Origin of the sequence: Kosakonia arachidis, assembly GCF_900116535.1 — a bacterium.
GTDB classification, from domain to species: domain Bacteria; phylum Pseudomonadota; class Gammaproteobacteria; order Enterobacterales; family Enterobacteriaceae; genus Kosakonia; species Kosakonia arachidis.
In genome coordinates, this window is sequence record NZ_FPAU01000006.1 from 59,509 (window position 1) to 75,039 (window position 15,531).

Consider the following 15,531-nt stretch of genomic DNA (forward strand, 5'->3'; position numbering starts at 1 on the left):
ACTCCTTCAGAGAAACATCTCAACGGCTTCTCGCATTTTTTTGACATGCAGCCCGTAGACCACCTGAACGTTATTACCTTGTCTGATCACACCCTTTGCGCCGGTCGCTTTCAGTTGCGGTTCGTTAATCACCGCTGTGTCTTTTACCGTGACGCGCAGGCGGGTGTAACAGTTGTCCACCACCTCAATATTGGCGCGTCCGCCCAGTCCGGCGATAATCGCTGCGCCCATCGCGTCGTTATTGCCTTTCGCCTGGTAATCCTGCTTGCTGTAAAGGCGCGTCTCTTCGTGCTCTTCTTCACGGCCAGGCGTTTTCATATCGAAGTGCAAAATCAAAAAGCGGAAGATCACAAAGTAGAGGGCGAACATAATGACGCCGACGAGGATATACATCGGCCAGTTCGATTTCTGGATACCGAGCGGCAGGTTGTAGAGAATAAAATCGATGATCCCATTCGCGCCGATGGCATGAACGCCGAGCAACGAGAACAGCATCATGCCGATCCCGGTTAGCACCGCATGCACTACAAACAGCAGCGGCGCAACAAAGAGAAAGGAGAACTCAATCGGTTCCGTTACGCCGACCAGCAGCGAAGTGAGCGCAGCAGGGATCAAAATCGCTTTGGCAACCGCTTTGCGCTCCGGTTTTGCCGTAACGTACATCGCCAGCGCGGCTGCAGGCAGGCCGAACATTTTACTGATACCGCGCGCATCCCAGACTACCGTGCTACTGAGTTGTTTCACGCCTGGGCAGGCGATTTCTGCGAAGTAAATGTTCCGGGCGCCCTGGTAGGTGCTGCCGCAAACATCCGCTGTACCGCCCAGCTCCGTATAGAGAAACGGCGTATAGACCAGATGATGCAGCCCGGTCGGCACCAGAATGCGCTCAAGAAAACCGTACACCGCCACGCCAAATGGCCCGGCGCCTTTTATCGCCAGCGCCAGCGTGCTGATACCGTGCTGGGCGAAGGGCCACAACTCACTCATTACCACACCGAGCACCATCGAAACTGGCAGCATAATCATCGCCACAAAGCAGTGGCCGGAGTAAATCGCCATCGCGCCGGAAAACTGCACGCCAGAATATTTGTTGTACAGATAACCACTGAGCGCGCCGGTCAGGATCCCGGCAAAAACGCCCATTTCCAGCACCTGTACCCCAAGCACCATGCTCTGGCCTGCCGCTTTTATCTGAGAGGCGGAAGCCAGCGCGCCTTGCATTTGTAGTGTTACGTTCATGGCATTGATGAACACAATAAACGTCACCAGACCAATCAGCGCGGCATAGCCTTTATCCCGCGAAGCCAGACCTACTGGGATACCAACGGCAAACACCAAAGCCAGATTGGCGAGCACAGAAACAGCGGATTTAGCGATTAGCTGGCCGATGTTCTGAATAAGCGGATGACCGAGGAATGGCAAATATTCGGCCAGGTTGCCATTGCCAAAAATATTGCCGAAGGCAATAAACAGGCCGACGATGGGCAAAATGAGTACCGGACCAAAGAGGGACTTACCAAAATTTTGTAGGGCATTCACGGCTCTGGACATAATGATCTCTCTTATTAGAACCGCGCACAACGGTGCACAGACAGCATAACGTTAGCAGTCTGAATCGATATTTATCCAGCTATCTTGTTGTTTTAAAAACAAATGACTTCTAACGTAACATGTTACGTTACTACCTGTGATCTCTGTAACAGTGTGAGCGCGATAAGATCGCCACCTTTGCGAGGCGCTTTCCATAATTCATCACAGATTTTGTAATTCATGCTCCTGCGCATAATACTAGATGGGCCTCTTTCAATAGGTTAATGAACCAGGGATAACGAATGAAACCGCTACGTATTGCGGCGCTAACTGTTGCGCTGCTGACCACCCTTGCGCTTGCTGGCTGCGATAACAACGATAAACCGAAAGCCGCCAGCGCACCTGCCGCCTCTGCTGCCAGTGCTGGGCAAAAAACATCCCCAGCCGCACCGGACAAAGAGAAGCTGGCTCAGTTTGCTGCACGCAGTGAAGGCAAGCCGCTGACGTTGCTGGATGCGTCTGAAGTGCAACTGGACGGTGCCGCCACGCTGGTGCTGACTTTCTCGGTTCCACTCGATCCTGCGCAGAATTTTGCCTCTACCGTGCATCTGGTGGATAAAAAGAGCGGCAAGGTGGATGGTGCATGGGAGCTGTCGCCCAACTTGAAAGAGTTGCGTCTGCGGCACCTGGAGCCGAATCGCGAGTTGCTGGTATCGGTCGATCGTGGGTTGGTGGCGCTGAATAAAGCCACCTTCGGCATCGATTATGAGAAGACCATCGCCACGCGCGATGTTCAGCCAAGCGTCGGTTTTGCCAGTCGGGGTTCGTTGCTGCCGGGTAAAGTCGTGGAGGGGCTGCCCGTTATGGCGTTGAACGTCAATAATGTTGATGTTAACTTTTATCGCGTGAAGCCGGAGTCGCTGGCGGCGTTTATCAGCCAGTGGGAATATCGCAGCTCGCTTTCGAACTGGGAGTCGGACACTTTATTAAAAATGGCCGATCTGGTGTACACCGGCCGCTTTGACCTCAATCCGGTGCGCAATACCCGGGAAAAACTGCTATTGCCGTTAAGCGGTATCCAGCCATTGCAGCAGACCGGCGTCTATGTTGCAGTGATGAATCAAGCCGGGCACTACAACTACAGCAATGCCGCCACGCTGTTCACCCTCAGTAATATCGGCCTCTCGGCGCACCGTTACCATAACCGGCTGGATATTTTCACCCAAGGGCTGGAAAACGGTGCAGCCCTCTCCGGCATTGATGTGTCGCTACTGAATGAGAAGGGGCAAACCCTGGCGCAGGCGACCAGCGATGCAGATGGGCACGCTACCCTGAGCACCGATAGAGAAGCTGCTCTGGTGCTGGCGCGCAAAGAGGGCGAAACCACACTGCTGGATCTGAAATTACCGGCACTGGATCTGGCCGAGTTCGCCATTGCGGGCGAGCCAGGTTACAGCAAGCAGTTCTTTATGTTTGGCCCGCGCGATCTTTATCGCCCCGGTGAAACGGTGATTCTCAATGGCCTGCTACGCGACAGTGATGGTAAACCGCTGGCGGAGCAGCCGGTCAAACTCGAAGTGGTCAAACCGGACGGTCAGGTGGTTCGCACAGTGGTCAGCCAGCCACAAAATGGCCTGTATCATTTTACTTATTCGCTGGATGCCAGCGCGCAAACGGGAATGTGGCATATCCGCGCCAACACTGGCGATAATCTGCCGCGTGAATGGGGTTTCCACGTTGAAGATTTTATGCCGGAGCGTATGGCGCTGAACATTACGCCGCAGCCGGTGCCGGTAGATCCGGCCGCAGATGTGGTATTTAACGTTAATGGTCACTACCTCTATGGCGCACCCGCCAGCGGCAATACATTGCAGGGGCAACTGTTCCTGCGTCCTCTGCGCGAAGCGGTAGCTGCGCTGCCAGGTTTCCAGTTCGGTGATATTGCGGAAGAGAACCTGAGCCGTAGCCTGGATGAAGTACATCTGACGCTGGATAACGAAGGTCAGGGGGCGGTCAGTGTGCCGAGCCAGTGGCAGGAAACCCACTCGCCGTTACAGGTGATTTTGCAAGCCAGCCTGCTGGAATCGGGCGGACGCCCGGTTACGCGCCGCGTGGAACAGGCCATCTGGCCTGCGTCATTACTGCCGGGGATCCGTCCGCAATTTGCCGCTAAAGCCGTTTACGATTACCGCACCGACACTACCGTCAATCAGCCGATTGTTGATGAAGGCAGCAACGCTGCATTCGACATTGTCTATGCCGATGCCGCCGGGACGAAAAAGGCGGTTAGTGATTTGCAGGTGCGCCTGATCCGCGAACGGCGTGACTATTTCTGGAACTGGTCGGAAAGCGAAGGCTGGCAGTCGCAGTTTAACCAGAAAGATCTGGTGGAAGGTGAGCAGAGCCTCAGCCTCGCAGCGGATGAAACGGGTAAGGTGAGTTTCCCGGTGGACTGGGGTTCTTACCGCCTGGAAGTGAAAGGGCCAAACGACACTGTCAGCAGCGTGCGTTTCTGGGCTGGTTATAGCTGGCAGGACAACAGCGACGGTGCGGGTGCCTCGCGGCCTGACCGTGTCACTATGAAGCTGGATAAACCAGGTTATAAACCGGGCGACACCGTGAAATTGCACATCACCGCGCCAGCCGCAGGTAAAGGTTACGCGATGATCGAATCCAGTGAAGGCCCACTGTGGTGGAAAGAGATTGATGTGCCAGCCGACGGCCTCGATCTGAGTATTCCGCTCGATCAAAAATGGCAGCGTCACGATCTCTACCTCAGCACGTTGGTGATCCGTCCTGGCGATAAATCGAAATCCGCCACACCAAAACGCGCGGTCGGTTTGCTGCACTTACCGATGGGCGATGAAAACCGCCGACTCGACATTGCGCTGGATGCGCCACCAAAAATGCGTCCCAACCAGCCGCTGACTATCAAAGTGAAGGCGACGGTGAAAAACGGCGAAACCCCGAAACAGGTGAATGTGTTGCTCTCCGCCGTAGATAGCGGTGTGTTGAATATTACCGATTATGTAACGCCAGATCCGTGGCAGGCCTTTTTCGGGCAGAAACGCTACGGTGCGGATATCTATGATATTTACGGCCAGGTGATTGAAGGCCAAGGGCGTCTTGCTGCGCTGCGCTTCGGCGGCGATGGCGACGAAATGAATCGCGGCGGAAAACCACCGGTCAATCACGTCACCATCATTGCCCAGCAGGCGCAGCCGGTGCAACTGGATGAAAATGGCGAAGGAACGGTGACGTTACCCATTGGTGATTTCAATGGTGAATTGCGGGTGATGGCGCAGGCATGGACGGCAGAGGATTTTGGTAGCAGCGAAAGCAAAGTAGTGGTGGCCGCACCAGTAATAGCCGAACTTAACACGCCACGTTTCCTCGGCAGCGGTGACACGTCGCGCCTGACACTGGATCTCACCAACCTGACCGATCGGCCGCAAACACTCAATGTGGCTCTGACCGCAGGAGGTTTACTGGCGCTGGAAAGCCAATCGCCGGAGCCGCTCACATTGCCGGCCGGTGAGCGCACCACATTGTTCATTCCGGTGCGGGCGCTGGACGGCTTTGGCGACGCTGAAATTAACGCGCAAATAAGCGGGCTGACGCTACCGGGCGAAACCTTTGCCCCGCTACAGAAGCAGTGGAAAATCGGTGTGCGTCCGCCATTTGCTGCACAAACAGTCAACAGTGGCGCGATGCTTAAACCTGGCGAGAGCTGGCACGCGCCGGAACAACATCTGGCAGGCATTGCACCGGCCACGCTTCAGGGACGCCTGCTGTTAAGTGGCAAACCGCCACTCAATATCGCGCGCTATATTCAGGAGCTAAAAGCCTATCCGTACGGCTGCCTTGAACAGACTACCAGCGGCTTATTCCCGTCGCTTTATACTAATGCTGCGCAGCTTAAAGCGCTCGGTATTAAAGGCGACAGCGACGAACAGCGGCGTGCAGCTGTCGATATCGGTATTTCCAGGCTGCTGCAGATGCAGCGCGATGACGGTGGCTTTTCTCTGTGGGATAAGAGCGGGCCGGAAGAGTACTGGCTGACGGCATATGTCACCGATTTTCTGGTTAGCGCCTCGGCGCAAGGATACAGCGTTCCGTCGGAGGCGCTGAACAACGCGAACAACCGCCTGCTGCGTTATTTGCAGGACCCTGCAACAATGGCGGTGCGCTATAGCGACGATCTTCCGGCAACAAAATTTGCAGTGCAAAGCTATGCCGGGCTGGTACTGGCGCGTCAGCAAAAAGCGCCGCTGGGTGCGCTGCGTGAAATCTGGCAGCGTCACGACCAGGCCAAAGCAGGGTTACCGCTGATGCAGTTGGGTGTGGCGTTAAAACTGATGGGTGACACGCAGCGTAGCGAACAGGCACTGGCGCTGGCATTGAAAACCCCGCGTGTGAAAGGTAATCACTGGCTGGCAGATTATGGTAGCGAGCTGCGCGATAACGCGCTGATGCTGGCGTTGCTGGAAGAAAATACGCTGCTGGAACAGGAGCAGACTCGCCTGCTGGCGACGCTCTCGGAACAGGCTTACGGGCAGCGTTGGTTATCCACGCAGGAAAGCAATGCCTTATTCATGGCCGGACGTAACCTGCAAAATGCCTCCGGGGCGTGGGAGGCGCAAACTTCGCTGGAGACGGCGGTGCTCGGTGGTGATAAATCGCAAACCCGCAACCTCGATGCCGATCAACTGGCGGCATTGCAGGTCACCAACAGCGGTAGCTCGCCGTTATGGCTGCGTCTGGACAGCAGCGGGTATCCGATGCAGGCACCTGTGCCTTCTGACAACGTGCTGCATATTGAACGCACGGTGCTGGGTACTGATGGACGGAGTAAATCGTTCTCATCACTGAAAAGCGGCGAGCTGGTACTGGTCTGGCTTGAAGTGAGCGCCAGCCAGAATGTCCCGGACGCGCTGGTGGTGGATTTACTGCCTGCCGGTCTGGAGCTGGAAAACCAGAACCTCGCAAGTAGCAGTGCCAGCCTCCAGGATAGCGGTAGCGAAGTACAGGAACTGCTTAACCGGATGCAGCAAGCTGACATTCAGCATATGGAGTTCCGCGACGATCGCTTCGTGGCTGCCGTGTCGGTGAGCGAAGGCCAGCCGGTGACACTGGTCTATCTGGCGCGAGCGGTAACGCCGGGTACGTATCAGGTGCCAGCGCCACAAGTGGAATCAATGTACGTTCCGCAGTGGCGGGCAATCGGCGAGACCCGCAGCCCGATGATCATTGTCCCGTAATGTGAAAAAGCCTCTGTTATATACCCGCTTGCGCTGGCTGGTGGGAGGGATGTTGCTACTGATTCTCGGCGTTATTGCTGCGGACAGAATCTGGCCGTTGCCGCTGAATGAAGTTGCGCCAGCACGGGTGGTGGTCGCGCAAGAGGGAACGCCGTTATGGCGTTTTGCCGACGCGGAAGGTATCTGGCGCTATCCGGTGACCATCGAAGAGGTTTCGCCGCACTATTTACAGGCGCTCATTCAATATGAAGATCGCTGGTTCTGGGCGCATCCTGGCGTTAATCCGTTTTCCGTTTTGCGGGCCGCCTGGCAGGATTTGCGTGCCGGGCGCGTGGTATCTGGCGGTAGCACACTGACCATGCAGGTCGCCAGGTTGCTGGATCCGCACCCGCGTACTTTTGGCGGTAAAATCCGCCAGCTATGGCGAGCGGTACAACTGGAGTGGCACCTTTCCAAACGCGAGATCCTCACGCTGTATCTTAATCGCGCACCGTTTGGTGGCACATTACAGGGGGTTGGCGCGGCGAGCTGGACTTATCTGGGTAAATCACCGGCGAAACTCAGCTATTCCGAAGCGGCGTTGTTGGCCGTTTTGCCGCAGGCACCCAGCCGTTTGCGGCCGGATCGCTGGCCGCAACGCGCGCAGGCCGCACGTGACAAAGTGCTGGATCGCATGGTGGCGCAAAAAGTGTGGCCTGCCTCGCAGATGAAAGAGTCACGCGAAGAGCCGGTATGGCTGGCTCCGCGGCAGATGCCGCAACTGGCACCGTTATTTGCCAGGCGTATGCTTGCATCCAGTAAAGCCCTGAAGATAACAACCACGCTTGATGCCAGCCTGCAACGGCAACTGGAAGAAATGGCTCTGAGCATAAAATCGCGTTTACCGCTACGCAGTTCGCTGGCGATAATTGTTGTTGATCACACCAACATGAAGGTGCGTGGCTGGGTCGGATCGGTGGATATTAATGATGACAGCCGTTTTAGCCATGTTGATATGGTCAGCGCTGTCCGTTCGCCAGGGTCGGTATTAAAACCCTTTATTTATGGTCTGGCGCTTGATAACGGTCTGATTCATCCGGCCTCGTTATTGCAGGATGTTCCGCGCCGGGTGGGAGATTATCGTCCAGGTAATTTCGACAGTGGTTTTCATGGCCCGGTGAGTGTGAGTGAAGCGCTGGTAAGATCACTCAATTTGCCTGCGGTGCAGGTGCTGGAAGCCTATGGCCCGAAAACCTTTGCCGCTAACTTGCGCAATGCCGGTCTACCGTTGATTCTGCCTGTCGGTGCGGAACCCAATCTGGCGTTGATTCTCGGTGGCGCAGGGGCGCGGCTGGAGGACATCGCTGCAGCCTACAGCGCCTTTGCCCGTCATGGCAATGTGGGAAGATTACGTATGACGCCGGATGCTCCGCTTGAAGAACGTCGGTTGATGTCGCCGGGCGCTGCGTGGATCATTCGCCGTATTCTGGCAGGCGAAGCGCAGCCGGTACCGGATGAGGCGTTGCCGCAGGTGGTGCCGCTGGCATGGAAAACCGGTACTAGCTATGGCTACCGCGATGCGTGGGCGATAGGTATTAATGCCCGCTATGTAATCGGTATCTGGACCGGGCGACCAGACGGTACACCCGTTGCCGGTCAGTTTGGTTTCGCCAGCGCTGTGCCGCTGTTGAATCAGGTTAACAACCTGCTGCAACCGCGCTCGGCAATAGAACAATCCCGCCTGCCACGCGACCCGCGACCCGCGTCTGTAAGTAGTGGCATCATCTGCTGGCCTGGGGGGCAGAGCCTGCCTGAGGGAGACAGCAATTGTCGCCGCCGTCTGGCAACGTGGTTACTGGATGGCAGTCAGCCGCCAACGCTGTTGATGCCGGAGCAGGAGGGGTTGCACGGCATTCGCTTTCCGCTGTGGTTAAACAGTGCAGGGCACAGAGTGGCGGCGGATTGTCCGGATGCGCAGCAGAAAACCTGGATTGTCTGGCCGCGACCCCTGGAACCCTGGTTGCCCGCCAGTGAACGTCGCGCTGTGCGCTTGCCTGCCGCCGATCCCCGTTGTCCACCGCGTGATGACAACGCACCGCCACCGCTGTTACTAAGTGGCGTGCGGGAAGGCGCCGTGATTAAGCGCGTTCCGGGACAAGGGTTTGCATTGCTGCCGTTGCAAAGCAGTGGCGGAGAAGGGGAGCGCTGGTGGTTTTTAAATGGTGAGCCGTTAACGATGCATACGAGTTTATTGAATCTGCGGCTTGATAAAACTGGTGAATATCAGTTATTGGTTATGGATGAGACGGGACAGGTGGCGACAGTGCAGTTTACTGTGCAATAAACGCACAAATGGCGAGTTTGGTGAACGGTGTTGCTAAAACTAGTCTCATTTTAAAAAAATGTTACCTTCATCCATAGGCAACGCCTTCGTTGCTCTTTATAATCCGCGCCACACCTATACAGGGCAACAGAACAACTTACAGAGGTAAACATGGCTATTGAACGTACTTTTTCCATCATTAAACCGAATGCGGTGGCAAAAAACGTTATTGGCAGCATCTTCTCTCGCTTCGAAGCGGCTGGTTTCAAAATCGTTGGCACCAAAATGCTGCACCTGACCGTTGAGCAGGCTCGCGGTTTCTACGCTGAGCATGAAGGCCGCCCGTTTTTTGACGGTTTGGTTGAATTCATGACGTCTGGTCCGATCGTGGTTTCTGTCCTGGAAGGTGAAAATGCCGTGCAACGTCACCGCGATCTGCTGGGCGCAACCAACCCGGCGAACGCACTGGCTGGTACTTTGCGCGCTGACTATGCAGACAGCTTCACCGAAAACGGTACGCACGGTTCCGATTCCGTAGAATCTGCGGCCCGCGAAATCGCTTTCTTCTTTGCTGAAGGCGAAGTTTGCCCACGTACGCGCTGATCGTGTAACGAGTTTTACACTTTTCTTTGGCAAATGCCGCGTGCAAACGTGGTATCTGCGCGTCAGAATTTGTACAATACCGCGCCCCAGGATGAGCAGACGCTTGCCTGGGGCGTTTCTTTTCAACCCTCCATGGGCCATAACGTGTAATAACGAGGCCGGAATAAAATATGTCTGAACAAATTGCCATGCCTGAGAACGATGCTCTCACGGTTCCAAACAGAGACGCAAAAATTAACCTGCTGGATTTAAACCGTCAGCAGATGCGTGAATTTTTCAAAAACTTAGGTGAAAAACCCTTCCGCGCCGATCAGGTGATGAAGTGGATGTATCACTACTGCAGCGACGACTTTGATGAGATGACCGACATCAACAAAGTTCTGCGCAACAAATTAAAAGAAGTGGCTGAAATTCGCGCCCCTGAAGTTGTGGAAGAACAACGTTCTTCCGATGGCACCATCAAATGGGCGATTGCCGTTGGGGATCAGCGCGTTGAAACCGTTTATATCCCGGAAGAAGACCGTGCAACGCTCTGTGTCTCTTCACAGGTGGGATGTGCGCTGGAGTGTAAATTCTGCTCTACTGCGCAACAGGGTTTTAACCGCAACCTGCGCGTTTCCGAAATCATTGGTCAGGTGTGGCGTGCGGCGAAAATTATCGGCGCAGCGAAAGTCACCGGCAGTCGCCCGATCACCAACGTGGTGATGATGGGCATGGGCGAGCCGCTGCTCAACCTGACGAATGTGGTGCCGGCAATGGAGATTATGCTGGATGATTTTGGTTTTGGTCTTTCTAAACGTCGCGTTACGCTCTCGACTTCAGGTGTAGTCCCGGCGCTGGATAAGCTGGGCGATATGATTGACGTTGCGCTGGCTATCTCCCTGCACGCGCCAAACGATGAAATCCGTGATGAAATTGTACCGATCAACAAGAAGTACAATATCGAAACCTTCCTCAGCGCAGTTCGTCGTTACATTGGAAAATCCAACGCCAACCAGGGTCGTGTGACCATTGAATATGTGATGCTGGACCATGTAAACGATGGCACGGAGCATGCACATGAACTGGCTGAGCTATTAAAAGATACACCGTGCAAAATCAACCTGATTCCGTGGAATCCGTTCCCAGGCGCGCCGTATGGTCGTAGCTCTAATAGCCGTATCGATCGTTTCTGCAAGGTGCTGATGAGTTATGGCTTCACCACCATCGTGCGTAAAACGCGCGGCGATGATATCGATGCCGCTTGTGGTCAGTTGGCGGGTGATGTGATCGACCGTACCAAGCGTACAATGCGTAAGCGTATGCAGGGCGAAACGATCGCGGTGAAGGCGCTGTAAGGCTGCTATGCAGCGCGAAGAATGTGCTGCATTTTATACAAATGTCGAATATTTGGCCTGTACGTATGTAGGGTCATAATAATTACGGTGCGTTTCTCCTGACTTTAAGGCAGTATGTAGTGATGGAACAAAGGCTTAGCAAAAAGTGCCTAAAGCTGTTCTGTTATGACGAGCCTGACAGTCTTATACTGTGGGTCTAAGTTTAACTGACCCGGTTATTTCGTGGCGCGTGTGGGCATTATGGCTACACGCGCCTGAATGTTTACTTTTCACGTACCAGTAGTTGTAGCGAATGAATACTGAAGCCACTCAAGACCAAAACGAAGTACAAACCACAGGCGTTCGTCTGCGTAGCGCCCGTGAACAACTTGGACTCAGCCAACAGACGGTTGCAGAACGCTTGTGTCTGAAGGTCTCCACGGTACGCGATATCGAAGAGGATCGATCGCCTGCCGATCTGGCATCGACGTTTGTGCGTGGTTATATCCGCTCATATGCCCGCCTGGTGCACATTCCCGAAGAAGAATTACTGCCGATGATCGAGAAGCAAGCGCCGGTCAGAGCAGCGAAAGTTGCTCCGATGCAGACCTTTGCTTTAGGCAAACCGCGCAAAAAACGCGATGGTTGGTTGATGAGTTTTACCTGGCTGGTGCTGTTTGTAGTGATAGGATTGACGGGGGCCTGGTGGTGGCAGAACCATAAAGCGCAGCAGGAGGAGATCAGCACGATGGCCGATCAATCCTCTGCGGAACTTAATGCCAGCAACAGCAGTAATAACGCGCAAAGCGTACCGCTGAACAACGATCCTGCCACTGCCTCTGCGGCGGATGATAACTCTTCAACGCCGATTGAACCCCCGGCTCCGGCTACCACCGCTCAGGCGCCTGATGCCGCGCAGCAGGCACCGGAGAATACCGCCAACCAGAACCCGGTTGTCTCTCCGTCTCAGGCAAATGTTGGATCAACGCAGCAGCCTGCGGCAACCGCGAGCAGTGGGCAACTGCCTACCGAGCAGGCTGGTGTCGCTGGCGCTGTCGCCGATACCAATGCGTTAGTGATGAGCTTTAAAGCTGACTGCTGGCTCGAAGTGAGCGATGCGACCGGCAAAAAACTGTTTAGCGGCCTGCAACGTAAAGATGCCACGCTGAATCTGAACGGTAAGGCGCCTTATAAACTGAAAATTGGCGCGCCGTCAGCGGTACAGATCCAGTATCAGGGGAAACCTGTCGATCTGAGTCGTTTTATCAGAACTAACCAGGTTGCGCGTCTGACCCTCAATGCCGAACAATCAGCAATACAGTAACAGACGGGCAACGCGGGAGATTTTTCATGCATAACCAGGCCCCGATTCAACGTCGGAAATCGAAACGGATTTACGTTGGGAACGTGCCGATCGGCGATGGGGCTCCCATTGCTGTGCAATCAATGACCAACACGCGAACCACGGATGTCGAAGCGACGGTCAATCAAATCAAGGCGCTGGAGCGCGTCGGCGCGGATATTGTCCGTGTCTCCGTCCCCACCATGGATGCGGCAGAAGCGTTCAAATTTATCAAACAGCAAGTGAGTGTTCCGCTGGTGGCGGACATCCATTTTGACTACCGCATCGCGCTGAAAGTGGCCGAATACGGCGTTGACTGTTTGCGCATCAACCCCGGCAACATCGGTAACGAAGAACGTATCCGCACGGTAGTTGATTGCGCCCGCGATAAAAATATTCCAATCCGCATCGGCGTTAACGCCGGTTCGCTGGAGAAAGATCTGCAGGAAAAGTACGGCGAACCGACGCCGCAGGCGCTGCTTGAATCGGCAATGCGCCATGTGGATCACCTCGATCGTCTTAACTTCGATCAATTCAAAGTCAGCGTAAAAGCCTCTGATGTATTCCTCGCCGTTGAATCCTATCGTCTGCTGGCCAGGCAGATCGATCAGCCGCTGCATCTCGGGATCACCGAAGCTGGCGGCGCCCGCGCAGGTGCGGTGAAATCCGCTATCGGTCTTGGTTTACTACTCTCTGAAGGCATTGGCGATACGCTGCGCATTTCGCTGGCCGCCGATCCGGTGGAAGAGATCAAAGTCGGTTTTGATATTCTGAAATCACTGCGTATTCGTTCCCGGGGGATCAACTTTATCGCCTGTCCGACCTGCTCCCGCCAGGAATTCGACGTGATTGGTACGGTTAACGCGCTAGAGCAACGGCTGGAAGATATCATTACGCCGATGGATGTCTCCATTATCGGTTGTGTGGTGAATGGCCCAGGCGAAGCGCTGGTCTCTACACTCGGTGTGACGGGCGGTAATAAGAAAAGTGGCCTGTATGAAGACGGTGTACGCAAAGATCGTCTTGATAATGCAGATATGATTGCCCAGCTAGAGGCCCGTATCCGGGCAAAAGCGTCGATCCTTGATGAAGCGCGCCGCATCGACGTGCAACAGGTAGAAAAATAACGTAGCTGGGAAGCGGCTGGCTTCCCGTGTATGATGAACCCGCCCGGCACGGCCCTGACTCGTCGCTGCCCTGAGGGTTCATTTTTTGTATTCATAAAGAGAATAAACGTGGCAAAGAATATTCAAGCCATTCGCGGCATGAACGATTATCTGCCTGGCGAAACCGCCATCTGGCAGCGCATTGAAAGCACCCTGAAAAACGTGCTCGGCAGCTACGGTTACAGTGAAATCCGTTTGCCGATTGTAGAGCAGACCCCGTTATTCAAACGCGCGATCGGCGAAGTGACCGACGTGGTTGAAAAAGAGATGTATACCTTTGACGATCGCAACGGCGACAGCCTGACGTTGCGTCCTGAAGGTACGGCGGGCTGTGTACGCGCCGGCATCGAGCATGGTCTTCTGTACAATCAGGAACAGCGCTTGTGGTACGTTGGGCCGATGTTCCGCTACGAGCGTCCGCAGAAAGGGCGCTATCGCCAGTTCCATCAGTTGGGTGTCGAAGTGTTTGGTCTGCAAGGGCCGGATATTGATGCGGAGCTGATTATGCTTACCGCCCGCTGGTGGCGTGAGCTGGGCATTGCGTCTCACGTTGCCCTTGAACTCAACTCTATTGGTTCGCTGGAAGCGCGCGCAACTTACCGCGATGCGCTGGTCGCATTCCTTGAACAGCATAAAGATAAGCTGGACGAAGATTGTCTGCGCCGCATGTATACCAACCCGCTGCGCGTGCTGGATACTAAAAACCAGGACATCCAGACGCTATTGAACGATGCGCCGAAACTGGGTGATTACCTTGACGACGAATCCCGCGAACATTTCGCCGGGCTGTGCGCTTTCCTTGATGACGCCGGTATCGCGTATACCGTTAACCAGCGTCTGGTGCGCGGTCTTGACTACTATAACCGCACCGTTTTCGAATGGGTGACAACCAGCCTTGGCGCGCAGGGAACCGTCTGTGCAGGCGGCCGTTATGATGGTCTGGTTGAGCAACTTGGTGGTCGCGCGACCCCGGCGGTTGGCTTTGCGATGGGTCTTGAGCGACTTGTTTTGTTGGTTCAGGCAGTTAATCCGGAATTTAAAGCAGAATCCGTTGTCGATATATACCTGGTGGCGTCTGGCGCCAATACGCAGTCCGCTGCAATGCAGTTGGGTGAACAGGTGCGCGATGCGTTGCCTGGTGTGAGGCTGATGATGAACCACGGCGGCGGCAATTTCAAAAAGCAATTCGCCCGTGCAGATAAGTGGGGCGCTCGCGTCGCACTGGTGCTCGGCGAGTCTGAAATCGCCGACGGTAATGTGGTGGTGAAGGATTTACGCTCTGGTGAACAGAGTACGCTAACGCAGGATAGCGTTGCAGCGCATTTGCGCGCACTACTGGGCTAATCACGCCGGTGAATTATCGTTAAGGAGAAGGACTGCGTGGAAATTTACGAGAACGAAAACGACCAGGTTGACGCTATCAAGCGCTTCTTTGCCGAAAATGGCAAAGCGCTGGCTGTTGGCGTTGTTTTGGGTATTGGCGCGCTGATGGGCTGGCGTTACTGGAACGGCCATCAGGCAGATACGGCGAGAGCTTCATCGCAGGCCTATGAAAACGCGATTTCCGCGCTTCAGGCTGATAAGCCAGAGTCGTTCACAGCGGCGGAGAAATTTGCCGCTGATAACAAAAACACTTATGGCGCGCTGGCTTCACTGGAACTGGCACAGCAATACGTAGAAAAAAATGAACTGGATAAAGCAGCCGCGCAATTGCAACAAGGGCTTGCCGCGACCAGTGATGAAAATCTGCAATCGATGATCAACGTCCGTCTGGCGCGTGTTCAGGTGCAGCAGAAGCAGCAAGACGCTGCGCTCAAAACGCTGGATGCCGTTAAAGGCGAAAGCTGGTCGGCCATTGTTGCCGATCTGCGCGGTGAAGCGCTGCTGAGCAAAGGCGACAAACAAGGTGCGCGCACCGCATGGGAAAATGGCATTAAAAACAATGCTTCTCCTGCGCTTAGCGAAATGATGCAGATGAAAATCAATAATTTGTCCATCTAAGAGGGACCCG

The 15,531-nt window shown here is 54.8% G+C and carries 9 protein-coding genes; 8 read left to right on the forward strand and 1 reads right to left on the reverse strand.

All coding sequences use genetic code 11. From position 1 onward, the window contains the following. Positions 1 to 6 precede the first annotated feature (6 nt). Positions 7 to 1,551, reverse strand: coding sequence for a PTS transporter subunit EIIC (locus BM427_RS19620; protein ID WP_090124574.1), 1,545 nt, complete (start codon positions 1,549 to 1,551; stop codon positions 7 to 9). 281 nt (positions 1,552 to 1,832) lie between these two features. On the opposite strand from BM427_RS19620, the gene BM427_RS19625 reads away from it, so the two are divergent. The 8 genes from BM427_RS19625 (at position 1,833) to BM427_RS19660 (ending at position 15,521) form a co-directional block, all read left to right on the forward strand. Beyond that, entirely contained in the window at positions 1,833 to 6,791 is a 4,959-nt protein-coding gene (locus BM427_RS19625; RefSeq protein WP_090124577.1) for an alpha-2-macroglobulin family protein, read from the forward strand. A 1-nt stretch (position 6,792) separates the two neighbouring features. Continuing rightward, positions 6,793 to 9,114, forward strand: a complete 2,322-nt coding sequence (gene pbpC / locus BM427_RS19630) for a peptidoglycan glycosyltransferase PbpC (RefSeq protein ID WP_425280053.1) — start codon at positions 6,793 to 6,795, stop codon at positions 9,112 to 9,114. 150 nt (positions 9,115 to 9,264) lie between these two features. Then, on the forward strand, positions 9,265 to 9,696 hold the full coding sequence (gene ndk, locus BM427_RS19635) for a nucleoside-diphosphate kinase (protein ID WP_004144312.1): 432 nt from the start codon (positions 9,265 to 9,267) through the stop codon (positions 9,694 to 9,696). 170 nt (positions 9,697 to 9,866) lie between these two features. Continuing rightward, entirely contained in the window at positions 9,867 to 11,033 is a 1,167-nt protein-coding gene (rlmN, locus tag BM427_RS19640) for a dual-specificity RNA methyltransferase RlmN (RefSeq protein WP_090124583.1), read from the forward strand. Positions 11,034 to 11,325: 292 nt separating this feature from the next. Continuing rightward, on the forward strand, positions 11,326 to 12,336 hold the full coding sequence (rodZ, locus tag BM427_RS19645) for a cytoskeleton protein RodZ (RefSeq protein WP_090124586.1): 1,011 nt from the start codon (positions 11,326 to 11,328) through the stop codon (positions 12,334 to 12,336). Positions 12,337 to 12,362: 26 nt separating this feature from the next. Continuing rightward, positions 12,363 to 13,481 (forward strand): flavodoxin-dependent (E)-4-hydroxy-3-methylbut-2-enyl-diphosphate synthase, encoded by a 1,119-nt coding sequence (ispG, locus tag BM427_RS19650; protein WP_090124589.1) that lies wholly within the window; start codon positions 12,363 to 12,365, stop codon positions 13,479 to 13,481. A 108-nt stretch (positions 13,482 to 13,589) separates the two neighbouring features. Further along, positions 13,590 to 14,864: a histidine--tRNA ligase gene (hisS, locus tag BM427_RS19655; protein ID WP_090124591.1), complete on the forward strand. Its 1,275-nt coding sequence runs from the start codon at positions 13,590 to 13,592 to the stop codon at positions 14,862 to 14,864. Between the two features lie 36 nt (positions 14,865 to 14,900). Beyond that, complete coding sequence (locus tag BM427_RS19660) at positions 14,901 to 15,521, forward strand: YfgM family protein (protein WP_007370822.1); 621 nt, start codon at positions 14,901 to 14,903, stop codon at positions 15,519 to 15,521. Positions 15,522 to 15,531 lie beyond the last annotated feature (10 nt).

Bases quoted from the DNA above. Each gene is read 5' to 3' on its own strand.
- BM427_RS19620 (WP_090124574.1), bottom strand. From the start codon at position 1,551: ATGTCCAGAGCCGTGAATGCCCTACAAAATTTTGGTAAGTCCCTCTTT.
- BM427_RS19625 (WP_090124577.1), top strand. From the start codon at position 1,833: ATGAAACCGCTACGTATTGCGGCGCTAACTGTTGCGCTGCTGACCACC.
- ndk (WP_004144312.1), top strand. From the start codon at position 9,265: ATGGCTATTGAACGTACTTTTTCCATCATTAAACCGAATGCGGTGGCA.
- rlmN (WP_090124583.1), top strand. From the start codon at position 9,867: ATGTCTGAACAAATTGCCATGCCTGAGAACGATGCTCTCACGGTTCCA.
- rodZ (WP_090124586.1), top strand. From the start codon at position 11,326: ATGAATACTGAAGCCACTCAAGACCAAAACGAAGTACAAACCACAGGC.
- ispG (WP_090124589.1), top strand. From the start codon at position 12,363: ATGCATAACCAGGCCCCGATTCAACGTCGGAAATCGAAACGGATTTAC.